Annotated in this window: 24 protein-coding genes; 22 read left to right on the forward strand and 2 right to left on the reverse strand. The window is 63.3% G+C overall.

Annotation, left to right across the window (positions count from 1 at the left end; genetic code table 11):
• The first annotated feature begins 24 nt into the window (after positions 1-24).
• The 18 genes from IM733_RS24120 to IM733_RS24205 all read left to right on the forward strand — a co-directional run bounded on the left by IM733_RS24120 (position 25) and on the right by IM733_RS24205 (position 16,421).
• Entirely contained in the window at positions 25-1,239 is a 1,215-nt protein-coding gene (locus IM733_RS24120; RefSeq protein WP_011532336.1) for an IscS subfamily cysteine desulfurase, read from the forward strand.
• 46 nt (positions 1,240-1,285) lie between these two features.
• Complete coding sequence (iscU, locus tag IM733_RS24125; protein ID WP_011532337.1) at positions 1,286-1,672, forward strand: Fe-S cluster assembly scaffold IscU; 387 nt, start codon at positions 1,286-1,288, stop codon at positions 1,670-1,672.
• A 28-nt stretch (positions 1,673-1,700) separates the two neighbouring features.
• Positions 1,701-2,024, forward strand: a complete 324-nt coding sequence (iscA, locus tag IM733_RS24130) for an iron-sulfur cluster assembly protein IscA (RefSeq protein ID WP_011532338.1) — start codon at positions 1,701-1,703, stop codon at positions 2,022-2,024.
• A gap of 8 nt (positions 2,025-2,032) precedes the next feature.
• Positions 2,033-2,554 (forward strand): co-chaperone HscB, encoded by a 522-nt coding sequence (hscB, locus tag IM733_RS24135; protein WP_248918784.1) that lies wholly within the window; start codon positions 2,033-2,035, stop codon positions 2,552-2,554.
• A gap of 42 nt (positions 2,555-2,596) precedes the next feature.
• Positions 2,597-4,459 carry a Fe-S protein assembly chaperone HscA gene (gene hscA / locus IM733_RS24140; protein ID WP_248918785.1) on the forward strand — a complete coding sequence of 621 codons (1,863 nt, stop codon included), beginning with the start codon at positions 2,597-2,599 and terminating at the stop codon, positions 4,457-4,459.
• Positions 4,460-4,462: 3 nt separating this feature from the next.
• Positions 4,463-4,804 (forward strand): ISC system 2Fe-2S type ferredoxin, encoded by a 342-nt coding sequence (gene fdx, locus IM733_RS24145; RefSeq protein ID WP_134689986.1) that lies wholly within the window; start codon positions 4,463-4,465, stop codon positions 4,802-4,804.
• Positions 4,805-4,815: 11 nt separating this feature from the next.
• On the forward strand, positions 4,816-5,016 hold the full coding sequence (gene iscX, locus IM733_RS24150) for a Fe-S cluster assembly protein IscX (RefSeq protein ID WP_011532342.1): 201 nt from the start codon (positions 4,816-4,818) through the stop codon (positions 5,014-5,016).
• An 89-nt stretch (positions 5,017-5,105) separates the two neighbouring features.
• Entirely contained in the window at positions 5,106-5,531 is a 426-nt protein-coding gene (gene ndk, locus IM733_RS24155; RefSeq protein WP_248918786.1) for a nucleoside-diphosphate kinase, read from the forward strand.
• A 30-nt stretch (positions 5,532-5,561) separates the two neighbouring features.
• Positions 5,562-6,701 (forward strand): 23S rRNA (adenine(2503)-C(2))-methyltransferase RlmN, encoded by a 1,140-nt coding sequence (rlmN, locus tag IM733_RS24160; protein ID WP_011532344.1) that lies wholly within the window; start codon positions 5,562-5,564, stop codon positions 6,699-6,701.
• Positions 6,702-6,715: 14 nt separating this feature from the next.
• Positions 6,716-7,477 (forward strand): type IV pilus biogenesis/stability protein PilW, encoded by a 762-nt coding sequence (gene pilW, locus IM733_RS24165; RefSeq protein WP_248918787.1) that lies wholly within the window; start codon positions 6,716-6,718, stop codon positions 7,475-7,477.
• Entirely contained in the window at positions 7,474-8,490 is a 1,017-nt protein-coding gene (locus IM733_RS24170; RefSeq protein WP_248918788.1) for a RodZ domain-containing protein, read from the forward strand. The genes pilW and IM733_RS24170 overlap by 4 nt, the downstream gene beginning before the upstream one ends.
• Positions 8,491-8,493: 3 nt before the next feature.
• Positions 8,494-9,603 carry a flavodoxin-dependent (E)-4-hydroxy-3-methylbut-2-enyl-diphosphate synthase gene (gene ispG, locus IM733_RS24175; protein WP_011532347.1) on the forward strand — a complete coding sequence of 370 codons (1,110 nt, stop codon included), beginning with the start codon at positions 8,494-8,496 and terminating at the stop codon, positions 9,601-9,603.
• 25 nt (positions 9,604-9,628) lie between these two features.
• Positions 9,629-10,915 carry a histidine--tRNA ligase gene (gene hisS, locus IM733_RS24180; protein ID WP_248918789.1) on the forward strand — a complete coding sequence of 429 codons (1,287 nt, stop codon included), beginning with the start codon at positions 9,629-9,631 and terminating at the stop codon, positions 10,913-10,915.
• A 38-nt stretch (positions 10,916-10,953) separates the two neighbouring features.
• Positions 10,954-11,595, forward strand: coding sequence for a tetratricopeptide repeat protein (locus IM733_RS24185; RefSeq protein WP_248918790.1), 642 nt, complete (start codon positions 10,954-10,956; stop codon positions 11,593-11,595).
• Positions 11,570-12,739, forward strand: a complete 1,170-nt coding sequence (gene bamB, locus IM733_RS24190) for an outer membrane protein assembly factor BamB (protein ID WP_086009437.1) — start codon at positions 11,570-11,572, stop codon at positions 12,737-12,739. Before IM733_RS24185 ends, bamB begins: the two co-directional genes overlap by 26 nt.
• Positions 12,740-12,855: 116 nt before the next feature.
• Complete coding sequence (der, locus tag IM733_RS24195; RefSeq protein ID WP_011532351.1) at positions 12,856-14,322, forward strand: ribosome biogenesis GTPase Der; 1,467 nt, start codon at positions 12,856-12,858, stop codon at positions 14,320-14,322.
• Positions 14,323-14,493: 171 nt separating this feature from the next.
• Positions 14,494-15,642 carry a pyridoxal phosphate-dependent aminotransferase gene (locus IM733_RS24200; RefSeq protein ID WP_248918791.1) on the forward strand — a complete coding sequence of 383 codons (1,149 nt, stop codon included), beginning with the start codon at positions 14,494-14,496 and terminating at the stop codon, positions 15,640-15,642.
• Positions 15,630-16,421: an amidohydrolase gene (locus tag IM733_RS24205; RefSeq protein WP_248918792.1), complete on the forward strand. Its 792-nt coding sequence runs from the start codon at positions 15,630-15,632 to the stop codon at positions 16,419-16,421. Before IM733_RS24200 ends, IM733_RS24205 begins: the two co-directional genes overlap by 13 nt.
• Before the next feature lie 77 nt (positions 16,422-16,498).
• Here IM733_RS24205 and IM733_RS24210 read toward each other — a convergent pair whose 3' ends face one another.
• On the reverse strand, positions 16,499-19,054 hold the full coding sequence (locus tag IM733_RS24210) for a sulfite reductase flavoprotein subunit alpha (RefSeq protein WP_248918793.1): 2,556 nt from the start codon (positions 19,052-19,054) through the stop codon (positions 16,499-16,501).
• A gap of 128 nt (positions 19,055-19,182) precedes the next feature.
• Positions 19,183-21,525 (reverse strand): TonB-dependent receptor, encoded by a 2,343-nt coding sequence (locus IM733_RS24215; RefSeq protein ID WP_248918794.1) that lies wholly within the window; start codon positions 21,523-21,525, stop codon positions 19,183-19,185.
• A 221-nt stretch (positions 21,526-21,746) separates the two neighbouring features.
• Here IM733_RS24215 and IM733_RS24220 point away from each other — a divergent pair, with 221 nt between their 5' ends.
• The 4 genes from IM733_RS24220 to IM733_RS24235 all read left to right on the forward strand — a co-directional run bounded on the left by IM733_RS24220 (position 21,747) and on the right by IM733_RS24235 (position 24,515).
• On the forward strand, positions 21,747-22,427 hold the full coding sequence (locus IM733_RS24220; protein WP_248918795.1) for a Fe2+-dependent dioxygenase: 681 nt from the start codon (positions 21,747-21,749) through the stop codon (positions 22,425-22,427).
• A 3-nt stretch (positions 22,428-22,430) separates the two neighbouring features.
• Positions 22,431-23,201 (forward strand): tetratricopeptide repeat protein, encoded by a 771-nt coding sequence (locus tag IM733_RS24225; protein WP_248918796.1) that lies wholly within the window; start codon positions 22,431-22,433, stop codon positions 23,199-23,201.
• A gap of 53 nt (positions 23,202-23,254) precedes the next feature.
• Positions 23,255-23,758, forward strand: a complete 504-nt coding sequence (locus tag IM733_RS24230; protein ID WP_248918797.1) for a hypothetical protein — start codon at positions 23,255-23,257, stop codon at positions 23,756-23,758.
• A gap of 226 nt (positions 23,759-23,984) precedes the next feature.
• Entirely contained in the window at positions 23,985-24,515 is a 531-nt protein-coding gene (locus tag IM733_RS24235; protein ID WP_248918798.1) for a hypothetical protein, read from the forward strand.
• Positions 24,516-24,602: the final 87 nt, after the last annotated feature.

Raw genomic sequence — 24,602 nt, forward strand, 5'->3', positions numbered from 1 at the left:
CCACCGCCTGATAGGAGATACTCAATGAAGTTGCCGATCTACCTCGATTACTCCGCGACCACCCCGGTCGATCCCCGTGTCGCCCAGAAGATGGCCGAGTGCCTGCTGGTCGACGGGAACTTCGGTAACCCGGCCTCGCGTTCCCACGTGTTTGGCTGGAAAGCTGAAGAGGCAGTCGAGAACGGCCGCCGCCAGGTCGCCGAGCTGATCAACGCCGACCCGCGCGAAATCGTCTGGACCAGCGGTGCCACCGAGTCCGACAACCTGGCGCTCAAGGGCGTGGCGCACTTCTATCAGACCAAGGGCAAGCACATCATCACCTCCAAGATCGAGCACAAGGCGGTCCTGGACACCGCTCGCCAGCTCGAGCGTGAAGGTTTCGAGGTCACCTACCTGGAGCCTGGCGAAGACGGCATCGTCACCCCGGCCATGGTCGAAGCCGCCCTGCGTGACGACACCATCCTGGTCTCGCTGATGCACGTGAACAACGAGGTTGGTTCGATCAACGACATCGCCGCCATTGGTGAGCTGACCCGCTCGCGTGGTGTGCTGTTCCATGTCGACGCCGCCCAGTCGGCCGGCAAGGTCGAAATCGATGTGCAAAAGCTGAAAGTCGACCTGATGTCGTTCTCGGCGCACAAGGTCTACGGTCCGAAAGGCATCGGTGCGTTGTACGTCAGCCGCAAGCCGCGGGTACGCCTGGAAGCCATCATTCACGGCGGTGGCCATGAGCGTGGCATGCGCTCGGGCACCCTGCCAACCCACCAGATCGTCGGCATGGGCGAGGCCTTCGCCATCGCCAAGCAGGAAATGGCCGCCGAGAACGTGCGCATCAAGGCCCTGAGCGACCGCTTCTTCAAGCAGGTCTCCGATCTTGAAGAGCTTTACGTCAACGGCAGCCAGACCGCCCGTGTGCCGCACAACCTGAACCTGAGCTTCAACTACGTCGAAGGCGAGTCGCTGCTGATGTCCCTGAAGGATATCGCCGTATCGTCCGGTTCGGCCTGCACCTCCGCTTCGCTCGAGCCGTCCTACGTCCTGCGTGCCCTGGGCCGCAACGACGAGCTGGCGCACAGCTCGATCCGCTTCTCCTTCGGCCGCTTCACCACCGAAGAAGAAGTCGACTACGCCGCGCAGGAAGTCTGCAAGGCGGTCAACAAGCTGCGTGAATTGTCGCCGCTGTGGGACATGTACAAAGACGGCGTCGACATCTCCAAGATCGAGTGGGCCGCCCACTAAGCAGTCGCCGGCAAGAGCGGCTCCCTGATGAGGAAGGAATTGCACCATGGCATACAGTGAAAAGGTCATCGACCACTACGAAAACCCGCGCAACGTCGGCAAGATGAACGCTGACGATCCGGATGTCGGTACCGGCATGGTCGGCGCCCCGGCCTGCGGTGACGTGATGCGCCTGCAGATCAAGGTCAACGAGCAGGGCGTCATTGAAGACGCCAAGTTCAAGACTTATGGCTGCGGTTCGGCTATCGCCTCGAGCTCCCTCGCCACCGAGTGGATGAAGGGCAAAACGCTTGACGAGGCCGAGACCATCAAGAACACCCAGCTGGCTGAAGAGCTGGCGTTGCCGCCGGTCAAGATCCACTGCTCCGTACTCGCCGAAGATGCCATCAAGGCCGCTGTTCGCGATTACAAGCAGAAGAAAGGCTTGATCTGAGTCGCCTGACGCAAGGTAAGGAGTTCTGATGGCTATCAGCATGACAGAAGCCGCCGCCAACCACATTCGCCGCTCCCTCGACGGGCGCGGCAAGGGTGAGGGCATTCGCCTGGGCGTGCGCACCACCGGCTGCTCGGGCCTGGCCTACGTGCTGGAGTTCGTCGATGAGCTCGCCGAAGAAGACCAGGTGTTCGAGAACCATGGCGTGAAGGTCATCATCGACCCGAAAAGCCTGGTCTATCTCGACGGCACCGAGCTGGACTTCGTCAAGGAAGGGTTGAACGAAGGCTTCAAGTTCAACAACCCCAACGTGCGCGGTGAGTGTGGCTGCGGCGAAAGCTTCAATGTCTGAGGCTTGACGTGGGTACTCCTTGCCATTACGCCCTGTTCGACCTGCAGCCGGCCTTCCGCCTGGACCTCGACAAGCTGGCCGTTCGCTACCGCGAACTGGCCCGCGAGGTCCATCCTGACCGTTTCGCCGACGCCTCCGAGCGCGAGCAGCGGGTCGCCCTGGAAAAGTCCGCCGCGCTGAACGACGCCTACCAGACCTTGCGCAGCGCGCCGCGCCGCGCCCGCTACCTGCTGGCCATCGGTGGCCACGAAGTGCCCCAGGAAGTCACCGTGCACGACCCGGACTTCCTGCTGCAGCAGATGCAGTGGCGCGAAGAGCTCGAGGAACTGCAGGACGAGGCCGACCTGGATGGTGTCGGTGTGTTCAAGAAGCGCCTCAAAGTCGCCCAGGACACGCTGAACGATGACTTCGCCGACTGTTGGGATGACGCAGCCCAGCGCGAAAAGGCCGAACGCCTGATGCGCCGTATGCAGTTCCTCGACAAGCTCGCCCAAGAAGTGCGCCAACTGGAAGAGCGCCTCGACGATTAATCCCGGCGTTGCCGTGACGACGCCTAAGGTACTCAGAAAAGCATGGCCCTACTGCAGATCGCCGAACCCGGTCAGAGCCCCCAGCCGCACCAGCGCCGCCTGGCGGTGGGCATCGACCTGGGCACCACCAACTCCCTCGTCGCCGCTGTTCGCAGCGGGCGCAGCGAACCGCTGCCCGATGCGCAGGGAAATGTCATCCTGCCGTCCGCCGTGCGCTACCTCGACAGCGCCACTGAAGTCGGCCTGGCTGCGCGCGAGGCCGCTCCCAGCGACCCGCTCAACAGCATCCTGTCGGTCAAGCGCCTGATGGGGCGGGGTCTGGCGGACGTCAAGCAACTGGGCGAGCAACTGCCGTACCGTTTTGTCGGCGGCGAGTCGCATATGCCGTTCATCGACACCGTCCAGGGGCCGAAAAGCCCGGTGGAAGTGTCTGCCGACATCCTCAAGGTGCTGCGTCAGCGCGCCGAGGAAACCCTCGGTGGCGAGCTGGTCGGTGCGGTGATCACCGTGCCTGCCTATTTCGATGACGCCCAGCGCCAGGCCACCAAGGATGCCGCCAAGCTGGCCGGTCTCAATGTCCTGCGCTTGCTCAACGAGCCGACCGCGGCAGCCGTGGCCTATGGCCTGGACCAGAACGCCGAAGGCGTCGTGGCGATCTTCGACCTGGGTGGAGGCACCTTCGACATTTCCATCCTGCGCCTGAGCGCTGGTGTCTTCGAAGTGCTGGCCACCGGTGGCGACACGGCCCTGGGCGGTGACGACTTCGATCACGCGATCGCTGGCTGGATCATCGAGCAGGCCGGTTTGTCCGCCGACCTCGACCCGGCTACCCAGCGCCTGCTGCTGCAGACCGCCTGCGCGGCCAAGGAAGCCTTGACCGACCGTGACGCGGTCAGCGTCCGGCATGGCGCCTGGCAGGGCGAGCTGACCCGTGCCGCCTTCGAAGCCATGATCGAACCGATGATCGCCCGCAGCCTCAAGGCCTGCCGACGCGCCGTGCGCGACAGCGGCATCGAGCTGGAGGAGGTCGGTGCGGTGGTGATGGTCGGTGGTTCGACCCGTGTGCCGCGTGTGCGCGAGGCGGTGGGTACCCTGTTTGGCCGTACCCCGCTGACCTCCATCGACCCGGACCAGGTGGTCGCCATCGGCGCCGCGATCCAGGCCGATACGCTGGCCGGCAATCGCCGCGAAGGTGGTGAGCTGCTGCTGCTTGACGTCATTCCGTTGTCGCTCGGCCTTGAAACCATGGGCGGGCTGATGGAGAAGGTGATCCCGCGCAATACCACGATTCCGGTGGCGCGCGCCCAGGAATTCACCACGTATAAAGATGGCCAGTCGGCCATGATGATCCACGTGCTGCAGGGTGAGCGCGAACTGATCAGTGACTGCCGCTCGCTGGCTCGCTTCGAGCTGCGCGGTATCCCGGCCATGGTGGCTGGCGCGGCGAAGATCCGCGTCACCTTCCAGGTCGACGCCGACGGCCTGCTCAGCGTCTCGGCCCGCGAACTGGGCTCGGGCGTGGAGTCGAGCATCCAGGTCAAACCCTCCTATGGCCTGACCGACGGCGAGATCGCCCGCATGCTCAAGGACTCCTTTGAACATGCCGGCGCCGACAAGCACGCCCGTCAGCTGCGCGAGCACCAAGTCGACGCCGAGCGCCTGCTCGAAGCGGTGCAGGGCGCCCTGGACGCCGATGGCGAGCGCCTGCTCAGCGATGATGAGCGCGAGGCCATTGCGTTCCAGATGCAAGAATTGCGTGATTTGCTCACCGGCACCGATGGCGCCGCCATCGAGCAGCAGACCAAGCGTCTGTCGCAGGTGACTGATGCATTTGCCGCCCGTCGCCTTGATTCGACGGTCAAAGCCGCACTGGCCGGGCGCAACCTGAATGAGATCGAGGAGTAACCGATGCCCCAGGTGATTTTCCTGCCGCACGAGAAGTTCTGCCCGGATGGGCTGGTGGTTGAAGTGGAGCCGGGTACCAACATCCTGGAGCTGGCCCACGAGCATCACATCGAGATGGAAAGCGCCTGTGGCGGCGTGTGCGCCTGCACCACCTGCCACTGCATCGTGCGCGAAGGCTTCGACTCGCTCGAGGAAGCCGATGAGCTCGAAGAGGACATGCTGGACAAGGCCTGGGGCCTGGAAGCGCAGTCGCGCCTGGCCTGCCAGGTGATTGTCGGTGATGAGGACCTCACCATCGAGATCCCCAAATACTCGCTCAACCACGCCGCCGAAGCGCCGCACTGAGGGTGCCCAGTATGAGCCTGAAATGGATTGATGTACTTGAGATCGCCATCCAGCTTGCCGAAAGCAAGCCCGAGGTCGATCCTCGTTACGTGAATTTCGTCGATCTGCACCGCTGGGTGCTGGCACTGCCCGACTTCAGCGACGATCCGTCGCGCGGCGGCGAGAAGGTGCTCGAGGCCATCCAGGCGGCCTGGATCGAAGAAGCCGACTGAGCGCACGCTGCAGGTTAGGCAATCCCCTGGAACCCGCGTATAATTCGCGGGTTTAATTTTTCGCAACACTCAATATTCTGGAGTTTTCCATGGCTGTTCAACGTACTTTCTCCATCATCAAGCCTGACGCCGTTGCCAAGAACGTCATCGGCGAGATCACCACTCGCTTCGAGAAAGCCGGCCTGCGCGTCGTCGCTTCGAAAATGAAGCAACTGTCCAAGGCCGAAGCCGAAGGCTTCTACGCCGAGCACAAAGAGCGTGGCTTCTTCGGCGACCTGGTTGCCTTCATGACCTCCGGCCCAGTCGTTGTACAGGTCCTGGAAGGCGAAAACGCCATTCTGGCCAACCGTGAGCTGATGGGCGCCACCAACCCTAAAGAAGCTGCTCCAGGCACCATCCGTGCCGACTTCGCCGAGTCGATCGACGCCAACGCCGTTCACGGTTCGGACTCCGAAGCCGCTGCCGCTCGCGAAATCGCTTACTTCTTCGCAGCTACCGAGGTAACCACTCGCTAAGCGAAAGCTTACGGGTGTGAGGGTGAATCCATGACGACATCGACTGGCAAGATCAACCTGCTGGGGCTGACCCTGGCGGAAATGGAACAGTTCTTCGACTCAATCGGGGAGAAGCGCTTCCGCGCCGGGCAGGTGATGAAATGGATTCACCATTTTGGCGTCGATGATTTCGCCGCCATGACCAATGTCGGCAAGGTCTTGCGCGAAAAGCTCGAGGCTGTTGCCGAGATTCGGGGCCCGGAAGTGGTCAGCGAAGACATTTCCGCCGACGGCACCCGCAAGTGGGTGGTTCGCGTTGCCTCCGGCAGTTGCGTCGAGACCGTCTACATCCCCACCGACGACCGCGGTACGCTGTGCGTATCGTCGCAAGCCGGCTGCGCCCTGGACTGCAGTTTCTGCTCCACCGGCAAGCAAGGCTTCAACAGCAACCTCACCGCCGCCGAAGTGATCGGCCAGGTGTGGCTTGCCAATAAATCCTTCGGGACCGTCCCGGCCAAGATCGACCGCGCCATCACCAACGTGGTCATGATGGGCATGGGCGAGCCCCTGCTGAATTTCGACAATGTCATCGCCGCCATGAAGATCATGATGGAAGATCTGGGCTATGGCATCTCGAAGCGTCGCGTCACGCTTTCCACCTCGGGCGTGGTGCCCATGATCGACGAGCTGGCCAAGCACATCGACGTGTCGCTCGCACTGTCGCTGCACGCTCCCAACGATGAGCTGCGCAACAAGCTGGTGCCGATCAACAAGAAGTACCCGCTGAAGATGCTGCTGGAATCGTGCATGGGCTACATGTCCACGCTCGGCGGCAAGCGCGTGCTCACCATCGAGTACACCCTGCTCAAGGACGTCAACGACCAGCCCGAGCACGCCGCGCAGATGATCGAGCTGCTGCGCGACGTCCCGTGCAAGATCAACCTGATCCCGTTCAACCCGTTCCCGCACTCGGGCTACGAGCGACCGAGCAACAACGCCATCCGTCGCTTCCAAGACCTGCTGCACCACGGTGGTTTCAATGTCACCACCCGCACCACCCGCGGTGACGACATCGATGCTGCCTGTGGTCAACTGGTGGGCCAGGTCAACGACCGTACCCGCCGCAGCGAGCGCTACATTGCCGTGCGCCAGCTCGCGGATGAGCCGCAAGACAGCGCCGCGCGCCCCTGACGAGCACAGCACTCATGACCCTGCGCGCCGCGCTGTCGATCCTCACGCTTTCGCTGCTGGTTGGCTGCGTGTCCGGCGGCGCGAGCGGTCCCTTGGCCAGCCGCCAGGGGCGTGAAGAGGCCGGGCTGGCCTACGTGCAGTTGGGGCTTGGGTATTTGCAACAAGGTTTGACCGAGCAGGCCAAGGCACCGCTGGGCAAGGCCCTGGCTTTGAACGAGCGCGATGCCGATGCCCACGCGGCATTGGCTCTGGTGTTCCAGGCAGAAGGCGAGCCCATGCTTGCCGACCGGCACTTTGAGAAAGCGCTGGCCATACGGTCGGGCGACACACGAATCCGCAACAACTACGGCAGTTTCCTATATGCTCAGGGCCGCTTTGGCGAAGCCCAGGCAATGTTCCGCCAAGCTGCCGCCGATACCCTGTATCCTGAACGCTCCCGGGTCTACGAGAACCTGGGGTTGACGGCCCTGAAGCTGGGGCAGGGCGAGCAGGCCCGCGATTATCTGGAGAAAGCCCTTCGGCTCAATCAGCGGCAACCGAAGGCTTTGCTCGAAATGGCTGAGTTGTCCTACGAAAACAGGCATTATGTGCCGGCCCGGGACTACTACGATCGATTCAGCCAACTGAGCGACCAGAATGCCCGCAGCCTGCTGCTGGGCAGCCGCCTGGCCCGCGCCCTCGACGACCGGGGCGACGCGGCTCGCCTGGGCCAGCAATTACAACGACTTTATCCCGGTACGCCGGAATATCAGCAATACCTGTCGGAGCAACGATGAAAGCCGCGCACACTGAAGTAGCAGCAGCGACTCGCCAGAACCCCGGTGACGTCTTGCGCCAGGCCCGCGAGAAACGGGACTGGAGCCAGGCCGAGGTCGCTCGCAAGCTCAATCTCACGGTATCTTCGCTGAACAACCTGGAAAACGGCGCCTTCGACAAGCTGCCGGGGCACACCTTCGCCCGTGGCTACATCCGTGCCTACGCCAAGCTGATGGACATGGACCAGGCACCGTTGGTCGAGGCTTTCGACCAGATCACCGGCACCCATGCCAAGGGCAGCGAAGTGCATGCCCTGGGCCGCATCGAAGAGCCGGTGCGCCTGTCCCACAACATCCTGCGCGTGGTCAGCCTGTTGCTGCTGGTGGCCGTGGTCGGTGGCAGCTTCCTCTGGTGGCAGGACAACACCAGCCTGCGCGGCAAGGACCTGGCCAAGATCGCCCTGGAGCATGTCGAGGTCGAAAGCGCCGACGGCACCACCCAGATCCACCCGCTGGACGAGCCGGAAGACCAGGCCGTGAGCGAAGGTCAACAGCCAGAAAGCGAAGCGCTGCCACTTGAGCCGGCTGCCAGCGAACAGGCACCGGCCAGCACCGCCGAGGCGCCTGCGGCACCTGTTGCCGCACCTGCGCTGGTCGCACCTGTCGCTGCGCCACAAGCGCCGGCCGTCGCCGCGACGCCGATTGTTCCGGCAGCGCCTGCCGCTCCGGTGGCCACCGCGCCCGTCCCGGTTGCTCCGGCACCCACTGCCGAAGCCGCGCCGGCCGCGGCCGGTAGTGGCAACGTACACATCCAGTTCACCGCCGATTGCTGGACCCAGGTCACAGATGGCAACGGCAAGGTGCTGTTCAGCGCCATCAAGCGCAAGGGCGACAGCCTGGAACTGACCGGCAAGCCACCGTTCGCGGTGCGCCTGGGCTTCGCCCGTGGCGCCCAGGTGAGCTACAACGGCCAGGCGGTCGATGTCGCCCCGTTCACCAGTGGCGAAACCGCTCGCCTGAAGTTGGGACAGTAAGTCATGCACGGCGAATCTCCGATCAAACGTCGCGAATCCCGCAAAATCTGGGTCGGCAATGTGCCGGTGGGTGGCGATGCCCCCATCGCGGTGCAGAGCATGACCAACACCGACACCAACGATGTCGCCGCCACCGTGGCGCAGATCCAGCGCCTGGTCGATGCCGGCGTGGACATCGTGCGTGTCTCGGTACCGGACATGGACGCCGCCGAGGCGTTCGGCAAGATCAAGAAGCTGGTCAGCGTACCACTGGTCGCCGACATCCACTTCGACTACAAGATCGCCTTGCGCGTGGCTGAACTCGGCGTCGACTGCCTGCGTATCAACCCGGGCAACATCGGCCGCGAAGACCGCGTGCGCGCGGTGGTCGACGCCGCCCGTGACCGTGGCATCCCGATCCGCATCGGCGTCAACGCCGGCTCGCTTGAAAAAGACCTGCAGAAGAAATACGGCGAACCCACGCCCGCCGCGCTGGTCGAGTCGGCGCTGCGTCATGTCGAGCATCTCGACCGCCTGGACTTCCAGGACTTCAAGGTCAGCGTCAAGGCCTCCGACGTGTTCATGGCCGTCGAGGCCTACCGCCTGCTGGCCAAGCAGATCATCCAGCCGCTGCACTTAGGGATAACCGAAGCCGGTGGCCTGCGTTCGGGGACGGTGAAATCCGCCGTCGGCCTAGGTATGCTGCTGGCCGAGGGTATCGGTGACACCATCCGCATCTCGCTGGCGGCCGACCCGGTCGAAGAAGTGAAGGTAGGCTACGACATCCTCAAGTCGCTGCACCTGCGTTCCCGTGGCATCAACTTCATCGCCTGCCCGAGCTGCTCGCGGCAGAACTTCGATGTGGTCAAGACCATGAACGAGCTGGAAGGGCGCCTGGAAGACCTGCTGGTGCCGCTGGATGTGGCGGTGATCGGTTGCGTGGTCAACGGCCCGGGCGAAGCCAAGGAGTCGCACGTCGGCTTGACCGGCGGCACCCCGAACCTGGTCTACATCGACGGCAAGCCATCGCAGAAGCTGAACAACGACAACCTGGTCGATGAGCTGGAGAAGCTCATCCGCCAGAAAGCGGCCGAGAAGGCCGAGGCCGACGCGGCGCTGATCGCCCGTGGCTGATACACAGAATTCGTAAGGACTACTCGTGAGCAAATCGCTGCAAGCCATCCGTGGCATGAACGACATCCTGCCCGATCAGTCGCCGCTGTGGCGCTATTTCGAGGGCACCGTGGCCGGCCTGCTGGACAGCTACGGCTACAGCCAGATCCGCACGCCGATCGTCGAGTTCACCGAGCTGTTCAAGCGCTCGATCGGTGAAGTTACCGATATCGTCGAGAAGGAGATGTACACCTTCCAGGACAACAAGGACTCGCTTACCTTGCGCCCGGAAGGTACCGCCGCTTGCGTGCGCGCAGTGCTCGAGCACGGCATCATCGGTAATGGCCAGGTGCAGAAACTCTGGTACGTGGGCCCGATGTTCCGCCATGAGCGCCCACAACTGGGACGCTACCGTCAGTTCCACCAGATCGGTGTCGAGGTGTTCAACCTGGCCGGCCCGGATATCGACGCCGAACTGATCATGCTCACCTGGCGCCTCTGGGCGTTGTTGGGTATTCAGGATGCGGTGACTCTGGAGCTCAACAGCCTGGGCACCAGCGAAGCCCGCGCGCGTTATCGTGATGCACTGGTCGAATTCCTGTCCCAGCGTATTGATCAGTTGGACGAAGACAGCCAGCGCCGCCTGAAGAGCAACCCGCTGCGTATCCTCGACAGCAAGAACGAAGGCACCCAGGCCGCCCTGGTGGGCGCGCCGAAGCTCGAAGAGTACCTGGACGAAGAGTCCCGCGTGCACTTCGATGGCGTGAAGGCCCGTCTTGATGCTGCTGGCATCCCATTCGTGATCAACACCAAGCTGGTACGCGGCCTGGATTACTACAGCAAGACGGTGTTCGAGTGGGTCACCGACAAGCTCGGTGCCCAGGGCACTGTCTGCGCCGGTGGCCGCTACGACGGGCTGGTCGAGCAGATGGGCGGCAAGCCGACCGCTGGCGTTGGCTTTGCCATGGGTATCGAGCGCCTGCTGCTGCTGATCGAAACCCTGGGCCAGGTACCTGAGTCGATCAGCCGTACCATCGATGTCTACCTGTGCGCCTTTGGTGAGCAGGCGGAGCTGGCTGGCCTGAAGATCAGCGAGCAACTGCGTGATCGTCTGCCGAACCTGCGCCTGGCGGTCAATGCCGGTGGCGGCAATTTCAAGAACCAGTTCAAGAAAGCTGACAAAAGCGGCGCGCTGTTCGCCCTGATCCTGGGCGATGACGAACTGGCCAAGCAAGAAATCGGCGTCAAGCCCCTGCGTGGTCAGGGCGAACAACAGAACATTGCCTGGGATGCGCTTGCCGCGCACCTGGAAACCGCGATCGCCCAGGCGTGACGCGGTTCAACAACGAATAGGCGAATAGGAGTATTGGGGTGTCGAGTACCGATGATGATGGCCTGGCAGCGGCCAAGGACTGGTGGAACCGCAACGGCAAGCCGCTGCTGACCGGCGCCCTGCTGGCTGGCGTGGTGGTGATGGGCTGGCAGACCTGGCACAAGTACCAGGCCAACCAGTCGCAAGGCGCCTCGGCGTTGTATCAGGCCCTGCTGGAAACCTCGCTGACCCCGAGCGGCCAGCCTGACGCCAGCAAGGTTGCTGAACTGTCCGGCAAGCTCAAGAGCGAGTTCGGCGGCAGCGCCTACGCCCAGTACGGCAGCCTGTTCGTCGCCAAAGTGGCAGTGGACAGCGGTAAGCTGGACGACGCGGCCAGCGAACTGAAAGGCGTGATGGACAAACCGGCCGACGCCACCCTGGGCGAGATCTCGCGCCAGCGCCTGGCCCGTGTGTTGGCTGCCCAGGACAAGGCCGAAGACGCACTGAAGCTGCTCGACGGCGACACCGACAAGGCCTTCCTCGCCAGCCGCGAGGAGCTCAAGGGCGACCTGCTGGTACAGCTGGGCCGCGCCGACGACGCGCACAGCGCCTACGAAAAAGCCAAGGCCGCGCTGTCCGACGACGCCGCGATCGGTGGCCTGCAACTGAAGCTGGATGACCTGGCCAAAGGGGACGCCTGAAGTGAAGGGTTGGAAACAAGCAGCAGTGCTCACCCTCGCCGTGCTGGCGGCGGGTTGCAGCAGCAACAGCAAGAAGGAACTGCCCCCGGCCGAGCTGACCAAGTTCACCGAGGAAGTGGTGCTGAAGAAGCAGTGGAGCCGTTCGATCGGTGACGGCCAGGGCGAGACGTACAACACCCTGGTACCGGCCATCGAGAACGACCGCATCTACGCCGCTGATGTCACCGGCAAGGTCTTCGCGCTGAACCGCCTCGACGGCGACGTGGTGTGGAAGAAAGACCTCGAGCTGCCGGTTTCCGGCGCTGTGGGCGTCGGCTACGGCCTGGTCATGCTGGGCACGCTGAAGGGTGAGGTCATCGCCCTGGATTCCAGCACCGGTGAGGAGCGCTGGCGTTCCCGCGTCACCAGCGAAGTGCTGGCACCGCCCGCCAACAACGGCGACGTGGTGGTGGTACAAACCCAGGACGACCGTCTGATCGGTCTCGACGCCGCTACCGGCGACCGTCGCTGGATCTACGAAAACACCCCGGCGGTGCTGACGCTGCGCGGTACCGGTGCGCCAGTGGTGACCAACCGCCTGGCCGTGGCCGGCCTGTCCACCGGCAAGGTGGTGGCGGTCGATATCAGCAACGGCGTGCCGGTGTGGGAAAGCCGCGTGGCCATCCCGCAGGGCCGTTCCGAGCTGGATCGGGTGGTGGACATCGACGGTGGCTTGCTGCTGTCCGGTGGCACCCTCTACGTGAGCACCTACCAGGGCCGCGTCGCGGGCCTGGATGTGGAGAGCGGCCGTGTGATGTGGCAGCGCGATGCCTCCAGCTACGTGGGTGTCGCCCAGGGCTTCGGCAACGTCTACGTGAGCGAGGCGTCGGGCACCGTCGAGGGTATCGACGAGCGTTCGTCCAGCGCGCTGTGGAGCAACGACACCATGGCTCGCCGCCAGCTGTCGGCACCGGAAGTGTTCTCCAGCTATGTGGCTGTCGGCGACTTCGAGGGTTACCTGCACCTGCTCAGCCAGGTCGATGGCCGCTTCGTCGGCCGTGAGCGTATCGACAGTGATGGCCTGCGCGCCCGCCCCTTGGTGGTCGGCGACACCATCTATGTCTTCGGCAACAGCGGCAAGCTCGAGGCACTGACCATCCGCTGAAGCTAAGCTTGAGACCGTCAACGGCTCAGGCAGCGGCGTATTCGACGCCGCCCGTACACCGGCCGCTGCTCTGCAGCGGCCTTTGCATTTTCAAGAATTCAAGAGTGGAGAGCCGCATGGTTCCCGTAATCGCCCTGGTGGGCCGGCCGAACGTCGGTAAATCCACCATGTTCAACCGCCTGACCAAGACCCGCGATGCCATCGTCGGCGACCTGTCGGGCCTGACCCGTGACCGCCAGTACGGCGACGCCAGCTGGCAGGGTCGTTCCTACATCCTCATCGACACCGGTGGCATCACCGGTGACGAAGTGGGCATGGACGAGAAGATGGCCGAGCAGTCGCTGATGGCCATCGAAGAAGCCGACTACGTGTTGTTCCTGGTTGATGCCCGTGCCGGCATGACCGCCGCCGACCAGATGATCGCCGAGCACCTGCGCAAGCGGAACAAGGAAGCGATCCTGGTTGCCAACAAGATCGACAACATCGACGCCGACGTCGCCCGCGCCGAGTTCTCGCCGCTGGGCATGGGCAACGCCATTCCGGTGGCCGGCTCGCAAGGCCGTGGCATCAACGCGCTGATGGAGGCCGTGCTCGGCCACATTCCGCGCGACCCGGTCGAGGACGCCCTCGACGAGGACGTCGCCGAAGGCGAGGAAGCGACGCGCATCCCTGGGCCGAGCGAGAAGGATGGCATCAAGATCGCTATCATCGGCCGCCCCAACGTGGGCAAGTCGACCCTGGTCAACCGCATGCTCGGTGAAGAGCGCGTGGTGGTGTACGACCAGCCAGGCACTACCCGCGACAGTATCTACATTCCGTTCGAGCGCGATGGCGAGAAGTACACCTTCATCGACACCGCAGGTGTGCGCAAGCGCGGCAAGATCCACGAGGAAGTCGAGAAGTTCTCGGTGGTGAAGACGCTGCAGGCGATCAAGGACGCCAACGTGGTGATCTTTGTCATGGACGCCCGCGAAGGTGTGGTCGACCATGACCTCAACCTGCTGGGCTTCGCCCTGGACGCGGGTCGCGCCGTGGTCATCGCCCTGAACAAGTGGGATGGCATGGAGCCGGGCGAGCGTGACTACGTGAAGACCGAGCTGGAGCGCCGGCTGTTCTTCGTCGACTTCGCCGACATCCACTTCATCTCGGCGCTGCACGGCACTGGTGTGGGCCACCTGTACAAGTCGGTGCAGGCCGCGTTCATGTCGGCGGTCACCCGCTGGCCGACCAGCCGCCTGACGCAGATTCTGGAAGACGCCATCAGCGTGCACCAGCCACCCCTGGTCAACGGCCGTCGCATCAAGCTGCGCTACGCCCACCTGGGCGGTGCCAACCCGCCGCTGATCGTGATCCACGGCAACCAGACCGACAAGATCCCCAACTCGTATTCGCGTTACCTGGAGAACACCTACCGCCGGGTGCTGAAGCTGGTCGGCACGCCGATCCGCATCGAGTACAAGGGCGGCGACAACCCGTTCGAGGGCAAGAAGAACACCCTCACCGATCGCCAGGTCAACAAGAAGCGCCGCTTGATGTCGCACCACAAGAAGGCCGAGAAGAAGCGCCGCGACAAGCGCAAGTAATCGGCGCGGCCATTCGCCGGCAAGCCGTCTCCTACGCAGGAGCCGGCTTGCCGGCGAACCCTCCTTGACCCAGGGCAATCCCCCTAGTGTTTCAGCCTTTTTCCTGACTGCTCGATCCGCTATGCTCGGACCCAACCCCCGTGCCGGACACACCCCAGGAAAGAGGGCTCCATGATCCGCAGCAAACTGCCGAATGTCGGTACGACCATCTTTACCACCATGTCGCAACTGGCCATGCAGACCGGTGCGCTCAACCTCTCCCAGGGCTTCCCTGACTTCAACGGCCCCCAGGCCTTGCTCGATGCCGTTGGCCGCCATGTGGCCGCCGGGCACAACCAGTACTCGCCCATGACCGGCTTGCCGGCCTTGCGTCAGCAGGTGGCCGCGAAAGTCGCCCGGTTGTATGGCGTGAGCGTTGACGCCGACCTTGAAGTGACCATTACCCCCGGTGCCACCGAGGCGATCTTCTGCGCCATCCAGGCGGTGGTCCAAGCCGGTGATGAAGTGATCGTTTTCGACCCCAGTTACGACAGCTACGAGCCATCGGTGGAACTGGCCGGCGGGCGCTGTGTGCATGTGCCGCTGCGCGACGGCAGCTTCAGCATCGATTGGCAGACGTTCAGCGATGCGCTCAGCCCACGCACGCGCATGGTCATTCTCAACTCGCCACACAACCCCAGCGGCGCGCTGATCAGTCGCGATGACCTGGACCACCTGGCGACGCTGATCGCTGACCGCGACATCTACCTGGTCAGCGACGAGGTCTACGAACACCTGATCTACGATGGCGTGCGCCATGCAAGCGTGCTGGCCCATCCGCAGCTGTACGCGCGTGCTTTCGTCGTCAGCTCGTTCGGCAAGACCTACCACGTCACCGGCTGGAAGACCGGCTACGTGATCGCGCCACCGGCATTGAGCGCCGAGCTGCGCAAGGTGCACCAGTACGTCAACTTCTGCGGGGTGACGCCCCTGCAATGCGCCCTGGCCGACTTCATGGCCGAGCATCCCGAGCATATCGATGAACTGCCGGCCTTCTACCAGGCCAAGCGCGACCTGTTCTGCGACCTGCTGCAGGGTTCGCGCTTCACGTTTACCCGCACGCCGGGCACCTATTTCCAACTGGTGGACTACTCGCAGATCCGGCCCGACCTGAACGATGTCGACATGGCCCTGTGGCTGACTCGTGAGCACGGCGTGGCCAGTATCCCGGTCTCGGTGTTCTACCAGCACCCTATCCCCGAGCAACGCCTGGTGCGCCTGTGCTTTGCCAAACGTGAGGAGACGCTGCGACAGGCAGCGGAGAAACTATGCGCGATCTGAGCCAACTGCCGAACCTGAAAATCGCCCTGGTGCAGACCACCCTGGCCTGGCACGACCGCGAGGCGAACTACGCGCATTTTGATGAACTGATCAAGCAGGCCGGCGAGGTGGACCTGGTGGTCCTGCCGGAAATGTTCACCACCGGTTTCTCGATGGAGTCCGAAAGCCTGGCCGAGCCGGAGAACGGCCCCACCTACAAGTGGCTCAAGGCCCAGGCGAAGAAAGCCAACGCGGTGATCACTGGCAGCGTGATCATCCAGGCCGCCGATGGCAGCCACCGCAACCGCCTGCTGTGGGCGCGGCCCGATGGCGAGATCCTGCATTACGACAAGCGCCACCTGTTCCGCATGGCCGGTGAGCACAAGCACTACACCCCCGGTGAGCGCCAGGTGCAGTTCGAGATCAAGGGCTGGCGCGTGCGCCCGCTGATCTGCTACGACCTGCGTTTCCCGGTGTGGAGCCGCGATGCCCAGGACACCGACCTGCTGCTGTACACCGCCAACTGGCCGGCGGCGCGGCGCCTGCACTGGAACCGCCTGCTGCCGGCGCGGGGCATCGAGAACCTGTGCTTCGTGGCGGCGGTGAACCGGGTGGGCACCGATGGCAAGGGTTTCGCCTATTCCGGCGACAGCCAGGTGCTGGACTTCCAGGGTGAGAGCCTGTTGAGCGCGGGGGAGGCTGACGGGGTGTTCACCGTGGTGCTGAGTGCGGCGGAACTGGCGGCTTATCGTGCTCGATTCCCGGCGAACCTGGATGCCGATACCTTCGAATTGCATTGAAGCGGTTCGCCGGCAAGCCGACTCCTGCAAAGGCATATGACCTGTAGGAGCCGGCTTGCCGGCGAACAGTCACAAGATCAGTACACGTCCCGCCGATACCGCCCATCCTCGATCAGCTGTTGCACGGCATCGTTCCCCAGAATCGCGCCTATCGCTGCATCTACGCCTGCGGCCATACCTTGCAGGCTACCGCAGACATACACGCATGCGCCCTCGTCGACCCAGCGCTTGAACTCGGCGGCATGCTGCAGCAGCACATCCTGCACATAGACCTTTTGCGCCTGGTCCCGTGAAAACGCCAGGTCCAGCCGCTGCAGGTCGCCACCGCGCAGCCAGCCTTGCAGCTCGTCCCCGCACAGCAGGTCATGGGCCTGGTTGCGTTCACCGAACAGCAGCCAGTTGCGTTGCTCGCCGGCCGCGATACGTGCCCTGAGCAGGCTACGCAGCCCGGCCAGGCCAGTCCCATTGCCGATCAGCAGCATGGGGGCGGGCGCCAGGGGCAGGTGGAAACCACTGTTGCGCCGCAAGCGCAGGTTCACCGTGCCATCCAGTGGCAGGTACTCGGTCAGCCAGCCTGAGCCCAGGCCCAGGCTGCCGTCGGGGTGACGTTCCTGGCGCACGATCAGTTCCAGCATGCCATCGCTGGCGATGGAGGCGATCGAGTACTCGCGCGCTGCCAGCGGGATCAGCGCATTGACCAACGCCTGGGCATGCAGGCCAACCAGATGTTCGCGACTCTGCGGCAATTGGCGGCTGGCCAGGGCCTGGGCGAGGGTTTCGTTCAAACCGTCCACTTGCACGGGGCTTGCAGCAGGCAGCCCGAGCCCGGTCAGGAAGGCGTCGACACGTTCCTGGCGGTGGCGTGGCAGGATTTGCACCAGGTCTCCCGCTTCCCAGGTCACGGGTACCGGTGGCAGCAAGCCCAGCAGGTACACAGGGGCACCCTGACTGCCAGCGTTGAGCAGCGTTCGTTGGGTCAGGCGCCAGTTGTCGAAACTCGGAGGCTGCCAGGCGACCACCGGGCGGGCGCCGGTCAGCTGGGCCAGTTCCTGCTGCCAACGTTGCAGCGCGGCGGGGTCGGCGTTGTCCACCTCGACCGGGGTGAAGGCGCTGCTGGCGCCACGTTCAGCGAGCCAGGCCTGCAGGCGCCGGGCGAAGCCACAGAAGTGCGGGTACTGACGATCGCCCAGGGCGAGCAGGGCGTAGTCCAGGTGCTCCAGCGCCCAGGGCTGGCCCAGCACCTTACGCTCGAAGGCGCGGGCGCTGTCCGGCGCCTCGCCGTCACCGAAGGTGCTGACCACGAACAGCGCGCGGTTGGCCTGGCGCAGTTGTGCTTCATCCAGTTGCGCCAGCGGGCGTACCTGCACCGACAACCCGGCAGCCTGCAACTGGCCTGCGCTCTGCCAGGCCAGTTGCTCGGCGAAGCCGCTCTGGCTGGCGAAGCCAATCAGCCAGCGGTCGCCATTGTTCACGGTGCCGTCCACCGCACCGCGGGCGGCGCGTACCTGGCGTTTCTTGCGGCGACGGTCGAGGTACAGCAGCCAGCCGGTGACGAAGAACAGCGGCATGGTCAGGCTGGCGAGGGTAACGATGATTCGCCCTGGCAGGCCGAAGTAGCTGCCCACGTGCAGGGCGTAGACGCTTTGCAGCAGCTGGGCCTTGAACGATTTGTCGGCATACCGCTCGTGGCGCTTGATCTGGCCGGTGGCTGGATCGAGGGTGAGGGTGTTGAACGCGCGCTCGTGGTCGGCGCCCTCGAGCAGGTAGAACAGGGTCGCTGGTTGTCCGCCCGTGGGCGGCAGACGCAGGTTGTAGGTCGACAACCCAGGGCCGGCAGCCTCTTTCAGGTTGGCCCAGATGGCGTCGTAGTCGACCACCCGCGGTGGTGTGTTCTTGTCGGCCTTGGGCGGGCCATGGCGGCCACCACGGCCTTCAGCGCGCTTCTGCTCACCGGCTGCAGGTTTGTCGGCCAGCAGTGTATTCAGGCCTTCGCGATACCACTCATAGGACCAGAACAGCCCGGTCAGGGCGAACAGCAGGTAGAACAGCAGGCACCAGGTGCCAAACACCGCGTGCAGGTCCCAGTTGAACGCACGGCCTTTCTTCGCCCAGTCCAGGGCCAGCCAGGCCCGCCAGTTCAGGGCTTGGCGTGGCCAGCGCAGGTACAGGCCTGAGAGGCAGAAGAAGATCAGCATCAGGGTGCAGGCACCGGTGATCTGCCGGCCAGTGTCGCCCATGGCCAGGAAGCGGTGCAGGTTGAGCATGAGGTTGAAGAAGCCCAGGCCGGCCACCTCGCCTTTGAGTTCGCCGGTGTACGGGTCGGCGTAGCGCAGTTCGCCGCGTCGTTCGCCGGGCGCGGGCATGAAGAAGATCCGCGCGGCGTTGCCTTCGCGGGTATCCACCCAGAGCATCGAGACAGTGTCGCCTTGCGCGGCCTCCACTCGGGCCACCAGTTCAGCTGGCGGCAGCACGCCTTCCTGGCGCACCTCGACCTTGAGCACGTCGGCATTGAATGCGCGCAGCAGTTCTTCCTGGAACGACCAGATGGCACCGGTGATGCCCATCAGCGCCAGCACCAGGCCTGCGGTGATGCCAAAGAACCAGTGCAATTGGAACAGCGTCTTCTTCACCACATCGATCACCTTGTGTTGCCGCCCGGAGCCGCGCGGCGTGCATTATGCCTTGATACGCAAAAGCCCCGTCCACGGGCGTGAACGGGGCAGGGGCTTGGCGTACAGGGCGGGCCTGTACCGGCCTTACATCAGAAGTGCACGCTGGTGGTCAGCAGTGCGGTCCGGCCCGCCGCCTGGTTGGCGAAGTGAGTGGAGAACGCCTTGTCGTAGTAGACCTCGTTTGTGAGGTTCTGCACGTTCAGTTGCAGGTCGATGTTCTTGGTCAGCTTGTAGGCGGCCATGGCGTCATAGCGCACGTAGCTGTCGACCATGGTGGTGTTGGCCACGTTGCCGTACACGTCATCCACATAGAAGGCGCCGCCACCGATAGTGAACTTCGGCGTGACCTGGTAGGTGGTCCACAGGCTGGCGCTGTTGTTCGGCGTGTTCGGCAACTGGTTGCCGTCGTTGGCCTTGCCCAACGCACCGCCGTCGATCTGGCGGGCTTGCAGGTAGGTGTAGCCGGCGAACACCTGCCACTTCTCGGTGATCTTGCCGCTGGCCGACAGCTCGATGCCTTGCACGCGGGTTTCGCCGACGTTTTCGTAAGTTGTAGTGCCGACCTGTACGCGGGCGTTTTCTTTCTCGGTGCGGAACAGCGCGGCGGTCAGGGCCAGACGCTCGTCGAGCAGGTCCCACTTGGTGCCGATCTCGTAGTTGGTGGTCTCTTCCGGCTCCATGTCGCTGCTCAGCAGGTTGCCGGAGCGGTCGGTGGTGTTGCCCAGCGGGTTGCCTTCCATGCCTTCGCCGAGCGAGGCGCCAGGTGGTGTCGCGGAGGTGGCATAGGATACATAGATGCTGCCATTGTCGGCTGGTTTCCAGACCACGCCCAACTGGCCGGTGATGAACTCGCTGGTGTCGCTGCCCTTGGAGGCAACGCCTTGCTTGTTCACCACGGTTGCGCCGGAAGCGTCGTAGCCACGGTACTGGGTGTCGAAGTGGTCATAACGCAGGCCCATGTTCACCAGCCACTGCGGGGTCAGCTCCAGGGTGTCGAACACATACAGCGCGCGGGTGTTGCTCTTGGTGTCGGTGCCGGCGTAGTTGCGTGTGATGGAACCGTTCCACGGATCGTCCGGGTTCGGGTTGGCCAGCGAGGTGCAGTTGTAGCCGCTGCTGGCGCCGATCATGCCAGGGGTGCAGTTGGTGCTGGGCGCAGGGTTCGGGCCGGGCGTCAGCGGGGTGGTGTCGGTGTTGACATCGTAGGTGGAGCGCTTGCTCTCCTCTCGGCTCAGCTCGATGCCGGTGGAGAAGCTGTTCTTCAGGCCGCCCACGTAGAACTCGCCGAACAGGTCGGTCTGGTTGGTGGTGGTGGCGGTATTGCCCACGCGGGTGTTGGCACGGCGCCAGACGCTGCCGTTGGAGACGTTGCCTTTGCTGTCGTCGGGTTGCGTGAGGATGTAGTCCTGCATGCTGTTGCCGTGGCGCAGGGTGTTCTTGATGGTCAGCGCGTCGGTCAGGTCGTGCTCGATGGCGAAGGTGGCGATGTCCACGCGCGACTTGCGGAAGTCGCGGCCGGTCATGCCGTAGAAGTTGTCATGGTCGCCACCGGCGTACGGCTTGCTCGGGTGGGCCGAGGTGCGATTGCCGGTGCCGCCTGCGGGTACGGTGTACGGAATGCCCGAGTCCGGCAGGTCATCGCTTTCCAAGTGGTAGTAGTCGAGGTTGACGCGGGTCGGCGTGCCCAGGCCGAAGGCCAGGGACGGGGCGATGCCCCAGCGGTCGTAGTTGACCTTGTCGCGGCCGGCTACGTTGCTCTCGTGGGTCATCAGGTTGAGGCGCCCGGCTACGCTGTCGCTGAACTGGTAGTTGCCGTCGAAGGTGTAGCGCTGGGTCTGGTCGCTGCCCCAGGTCCAGGCGCCGTCCAGCGAGTTGCCCAGGTGGGCGCGCTTGCTCACCAGGTTGATGGTGCCGCCGGCGGCGCCACGGCCACCGATGGCCGAGTTCGGGCCCTTGGCCACTTCCACCGATTCGATGGCGAAGATTTCACGGGTCTGCGCGCCGGTGTCGCGCACGCCGTCCAGGTAAGTATCACCTTGGGCGTCGAAGCCGCGGATGAAGGGGCGGTCGCCTTGCGGATTGCCGCCTTCGCCAGCACCGAAGGTGATGCCTGGCACGGTGCGCAGGGCGTCCTGCAGGTTCAGGGCGTTGGTATCCTTGATCACCTGCTGCGGGATCACGGTCACCGAACGCGGGGTGTCCACCAGCGGCGCGGTGTATTTCGGCGACGCTGCCTTCTCGACCTTGTACTCGGTGCTCGCTTGCTCGGCCTTGCCGTTGATGCTGGTGGCATCGAGGGTGACGGCATTGCTGGCGGCGGGATCGGCGGGATCGGCGGGATCGGCGGCATAGGCGGAGGTGGTGGTGACTGCCATGCCGATTGCGCAGACGAGCAGACGTGGTGAACTCACAGCGGTTGGCGCGTGACGCATGGTTTTGGACCTTCCCCAAGGTATGAAGGCCGCGGATGTTAATGTAAGTGAATGTAAGGAACAATTGAGAAGCGTTACCATTCGGTAGAAATTTACATTCTTTACAATTTTACCTTACGGTTTTTGCGGGCTCATACGTCGTGCCTGGTGAAAAGGCTTGTGGTTCGTAAAAAGTAATCAATATCATTGGCGGCTCTCACTCCGCGCCAGGTGCCATTGCCATGCTGCTTCATATTCCCGGGCTGTTCGACGCCGACGAGATCTCGCGTATTCGCGAGGCCCTGGAGCAGGCCGACTGGGCCGATGGCAAGGTGACTGCCGGTTACCAGTCGGCCAAGGCCAAGCACAACCTGCAACTGCCAGAGGGCCATGCGCTGGCCAAGGAGATCGGCAACGCGCTGATCGACCGCCTTTGGTGCAACCCGTTGTTCATGTCGGCGGCCTTGCCGCACAAGGTGTTCCCGCCGCTGATCAATTGCTACCGCGAGGGCGGCAACTTCGGCTTCCACATCGACAATGCCCTGCGCCAGCCCAAGGGCAGCCCGGAGCGCATCCGCACCGACCTGTCCTCGACCCTGTTTCTCAGTGACCCGGACAGCTACGACGGCGGTGAGCTGGTGATCCAGGACACCTTTGGCGTGCAGCAGGTCAAGCTGGCGGCCGGCGACATGGTGCTGTACCCCGGCACCAGCTTGCACAAGGTCAACCCGGTCACCCGTGGCGCGCGCTATGCGGCGTTCTTCTGGACCCAGAGCCTGGTGCGCGAGGACAGCCAGCGCACCCTGCTGTTCGAAATGGACAACGCCATCCGTCAACTCACGGCGGATGTGCCTGAGCATCCGTCGCTACTGCAACTCACTGGCACCTACCACAATCTGCTGCGCTGCTGGGCCGAGGTCTGAACCGTGTCCTACCCATTGCGTCGTGAACAGGTGGTGGATGTCGCCGGCCTGAAAGCCATGCTCGAGCACAGCCCCGGCCAGGCCGCGCAAGCAATCCTGGCGGCGGCGGCGCAGGGCGTGGTCGAGGCGCAGGCGTTACTGGGGCAGATCCTGCTGGATGGGCACGGCATCGAGGAGGATGCCGTGGTCGCTCGGCGCTGGTTCGGCATCGCCGCCCAGGGCGGCAGCGCCATGGCCCACAACATGCTTGGGCGCTGCCTGGAGCATGGCTGGGGTGGCGAGGTGAACTTGGTACAGTCGGCCATTCATTATGCTCACGCGGCTGACGCCGGCCTGGACTGGGGCATGTACAACCTGGGCAACCTGCTGGCCACCGGGCGTGGCGTGCCGGCCAATCAGCCCCAGGCGCTGGCGTGCTACGAGAAGGCCGCGCAGATGGGGCATGCCAAATCGATGAACTTGTATGGACGTTACCTGGAACAGGGTATCGCCATCGCCGCCAGTCCCGCGCGGGCGCTGCGCTGGTATCGGCGCTCGGCCGAGGCAGGCGACTTTCGCGGGATGTTCAGCTTGGCGCAGGTGTTGGTAGAGCGCGGGCAGATGGCCGAGGCCGAGCCCTGGTTCGAGCGGGCTCGAGAGCTGGGCAATCTGAAATTCTTGCACAGCGCGGTTGCCATCCTGCGTGCTGGCGGTTCGCTCATGGCCACTCAGGCGCACCTTTTCACCCGCGAGATCGAGCGCCGTGGCGTGGCCGGGGAAATGCTGCGCGATTAACAGTACCGGGCGGTGCAACCATGCTGGTGCAACTTTAACCCAGGAGTTGCACCATGACATTGAATTACATTGCCGAAAAATCCTTTGTCGCTTCGCTGGAAGTGACCAATACCGACTACCCGAACCCTGTTGGAACATGGGAGTTCAAACCGGGCTATAACGGTACCACGCAATGGCTGACCAGCAGTTGGCTGACCACTTCCCGAGCCGGCCACGCGCCGGTGAAATTGTGGTTTGGCGCGGTCATGCAGGCAGAGGGTGAGTATGCCTATGAAATACGGCCATGGAACGACAGGAACCGACGCGTCGATATCAGCACTCATGATTTCCTCGGGTTTTATGCACGCACTGAAAGTGCTGCGCCTTTGTGGCGGATAAAAAGCGAGGGTGGATCTCTAGTGCGCATCACCACGTTGGCTGGCAAGGCTGTTGGTACTTACTGGGATAACGCCGCCTGGACCTCTGGGCGCCGAGGGAGTTACCTGCGCGTCGGTGCTGTTCCGGCTGCATTGTTTGAAATACATGGTATCCAGATAGGGGTGGCGGAGCCGCGTTGATCGGCAGCCAATGCAATACGGAACGGGGCTTTTAGCCCCGTTTTTTTGTGGGAGGTTCGGGCTAAAAGGGTGTGTGATGCATCGGGATATATTGTAGGGAAATTCTTCATAGTTAACTAAGTCTCAAAGGGGGAGCAAACTTACATGGCTTCTCCCTGCACAGTAAAGGTTTCGCGATGTTGTTGTGGGGTGAGAGGTGACTCTTAAACGTTAAGGTGAAAAAGCCATGTATAAAATTCCAAAGTCATGTATCTCGGAACTGTATCATGTGGGAGAAACGATTCGCCCGGTAAAGGTGATCACTCGAAATCCAGATTTGCTGCCTGGCTTCAGAGGGCAGTTCGTCCTGGACGATGCGCCAAACTCCTCGTGGCAGGTAACGAAATTGAAGTTGAAGTTTCATATTAGTGCCTACAACTCGACACTCATGCGCTTCCGCGCCGCCTGCAGCACGGATTTCTCAGGCTTTCTGGATGATGTGCTATATGGTCAAGTAGATGGCGATGTCCGCCTGCTTGATGACTGGTGGAATGGTCCGGAAGATTTCGACGAGGGGGCCGATTGGGAGTTTATCAACACGGGAGAGATCAAGGATTACAAGGGCGAACTGCGGCCTGTGTTCAAGATAAGAAATATCGGTTTTGATCGATGGGTCAAACTGGAAAAGCTTGATAATTTTACTTACTTGCGCCTGGCCAAAGAAGACAGTGACACCCGCTTCATGTTGGGGGCTGTCAGTGATGTGATCTATCGGTAAAACGGAAAACCAGGTTGCATTCACCCACACCTGCACTCGACCGTCGGCTGTGGGGGCAAGGCGCGGAATCCCGCGCCTTGGCAAACA

This window comes from Pseudomonas entomophila (assembly GCF_023277925.1).
Lineage (GTDB): Bacteria > Pseudomonadota > Gammaproteobacteria > Pseudomonadales > Pseudomonadaceae > Aquipseudomonas > Aquipseudomonas entomophila_D.

Excerpts from the sequence above, each read along its gene's own strand:
- rlmN (WP_011532344.1), top strand. The coding sequence starts at position 5,562 with ATGACGACATCGACTGGCAAGATCAACCTGCTGGGGCTGACCCTGGCG.
- iscU (WP_011532337.1), top strand. The coding sequence starts at position 1,286 with ATGGCATACAGTGAAAAGGTCATCGACCACTACGAAAACCCGCGCAAC.
- IM733_RS24230 (WP_248918797.1), top strand. The coding sequence starts at position 23,255 with ATGACATTGAATTACATTGCCGAAAAATCCTTTGTCGCTTCGCTGGAA.
- IM733_RS24235 (WP_248918798.1), top strand. The coding sequence starts at position 23,985 with ATGTATAAAATTCCAAAGTCATGTATCTCGGAACTGTATCATGTGGGA.
- pilW (WP_248918787.1), top strand. The coding sequence starts at position 6,716 with ATGACCCTGCGCGCCGCGCTGTCGATCCTCACGCTTTCGCTGCTGGTT.
- fdx (WP_134689986.1), top strand. The coding sequence starts at position 4,463 with ATGCCCCAGGTGATTTTCCTGCCGCACGAGAAGTTCTGCCCGGATGGG.
- der (WP_011532351.1), top strand. The coding sequence starts at position 12,856 with ATGGTTCCCGTAATCGCCCTGGTGGGCCGGCCGAACGTCGGTAAATCC.
- iscX (WP_011532342.1), top strand. The coding sequence starts at position 4,816 with ATGAGCCTGAAATGGATTGATGTACTTGAGATCGCCATCCAGCTTGCC.
- hscA (WP_248918785.1), top strand. The coding sequence starts at position 2,597 with ATGGCCCTACTGCAGATCGCCGAACCCGGTCAGAGCCCCCAGCCGCAC.
- IM733_RS24170 (WP_248918788.1), top strand. The coding sequence starts at position 7,474 with ATGAAAGCCGCGCACACTGAAGTAGCAGCAGCGACTCGCCAGAACCCC.
- IM733_RS24205 (WP_248918792.1), top strand. The coding sequence starts at position 15,630 with ATGCGCGATCTGAGCCAACTGCCGAACCTGAAAATCGCCCTGGTGCAG.
- IM733_RS24220 (WP_248918795.1), top strand. The coding sequence starts at position 21,747 with ATGCTGCTTCATATTCCCGGGCTGTTCGACGCCGACGAGATCTCGCGT.
- ndk (WP_248918786.1), top strand. The coding sequence starts at position 5,106 with ATGGCTGTTCAACGTACTTTCTCCATCATCAAGCCTGACGCCGTTGCC.
- IM733_RS24120 (WP_011532336.1), top strand. The coding sequence starts at position 25 with ATGAAGTTGCCGATCTACCTCGATTACTCCGCGACCACCCCGGTCGAT.
- IM733_RS24200 (WP_248918791.1), top strand. The coding sequence starts at position 14,494 with ATGATCCGCAGCAAACTGCCGAATGTCGGTACGACCATCTTTACCACC.
- iscA (WP_011532338.1), top strand. The coding sequence starts at position 1,701 with ATGGCTATCAGCATGACAGAAGCCGCCGCCAACCACATTCGCCGCTCC.
- ispG (WP_011532347.1), top strand. The coding sequence starts at position 8,494 with ATGCACGGCGAATCTCCGATCAAACGTCGCGAATCCCGCAAAATCTGG.
- bamB (WP_086009437.1), top strand. The coding sequence starts at position 11,570 with ATGACCTGGCCAAAGGGGACGCCTGAAGTGAAGGGTTGGAAACAAGCA.
- IM733_RS24215 (WP_248918794.1), bottom strand. The coding sequence starts at position 21,525 with ATGCGTCACGCGCCAACCGCTGTGAGTTCACCACGTCTGCTCGTCTGC.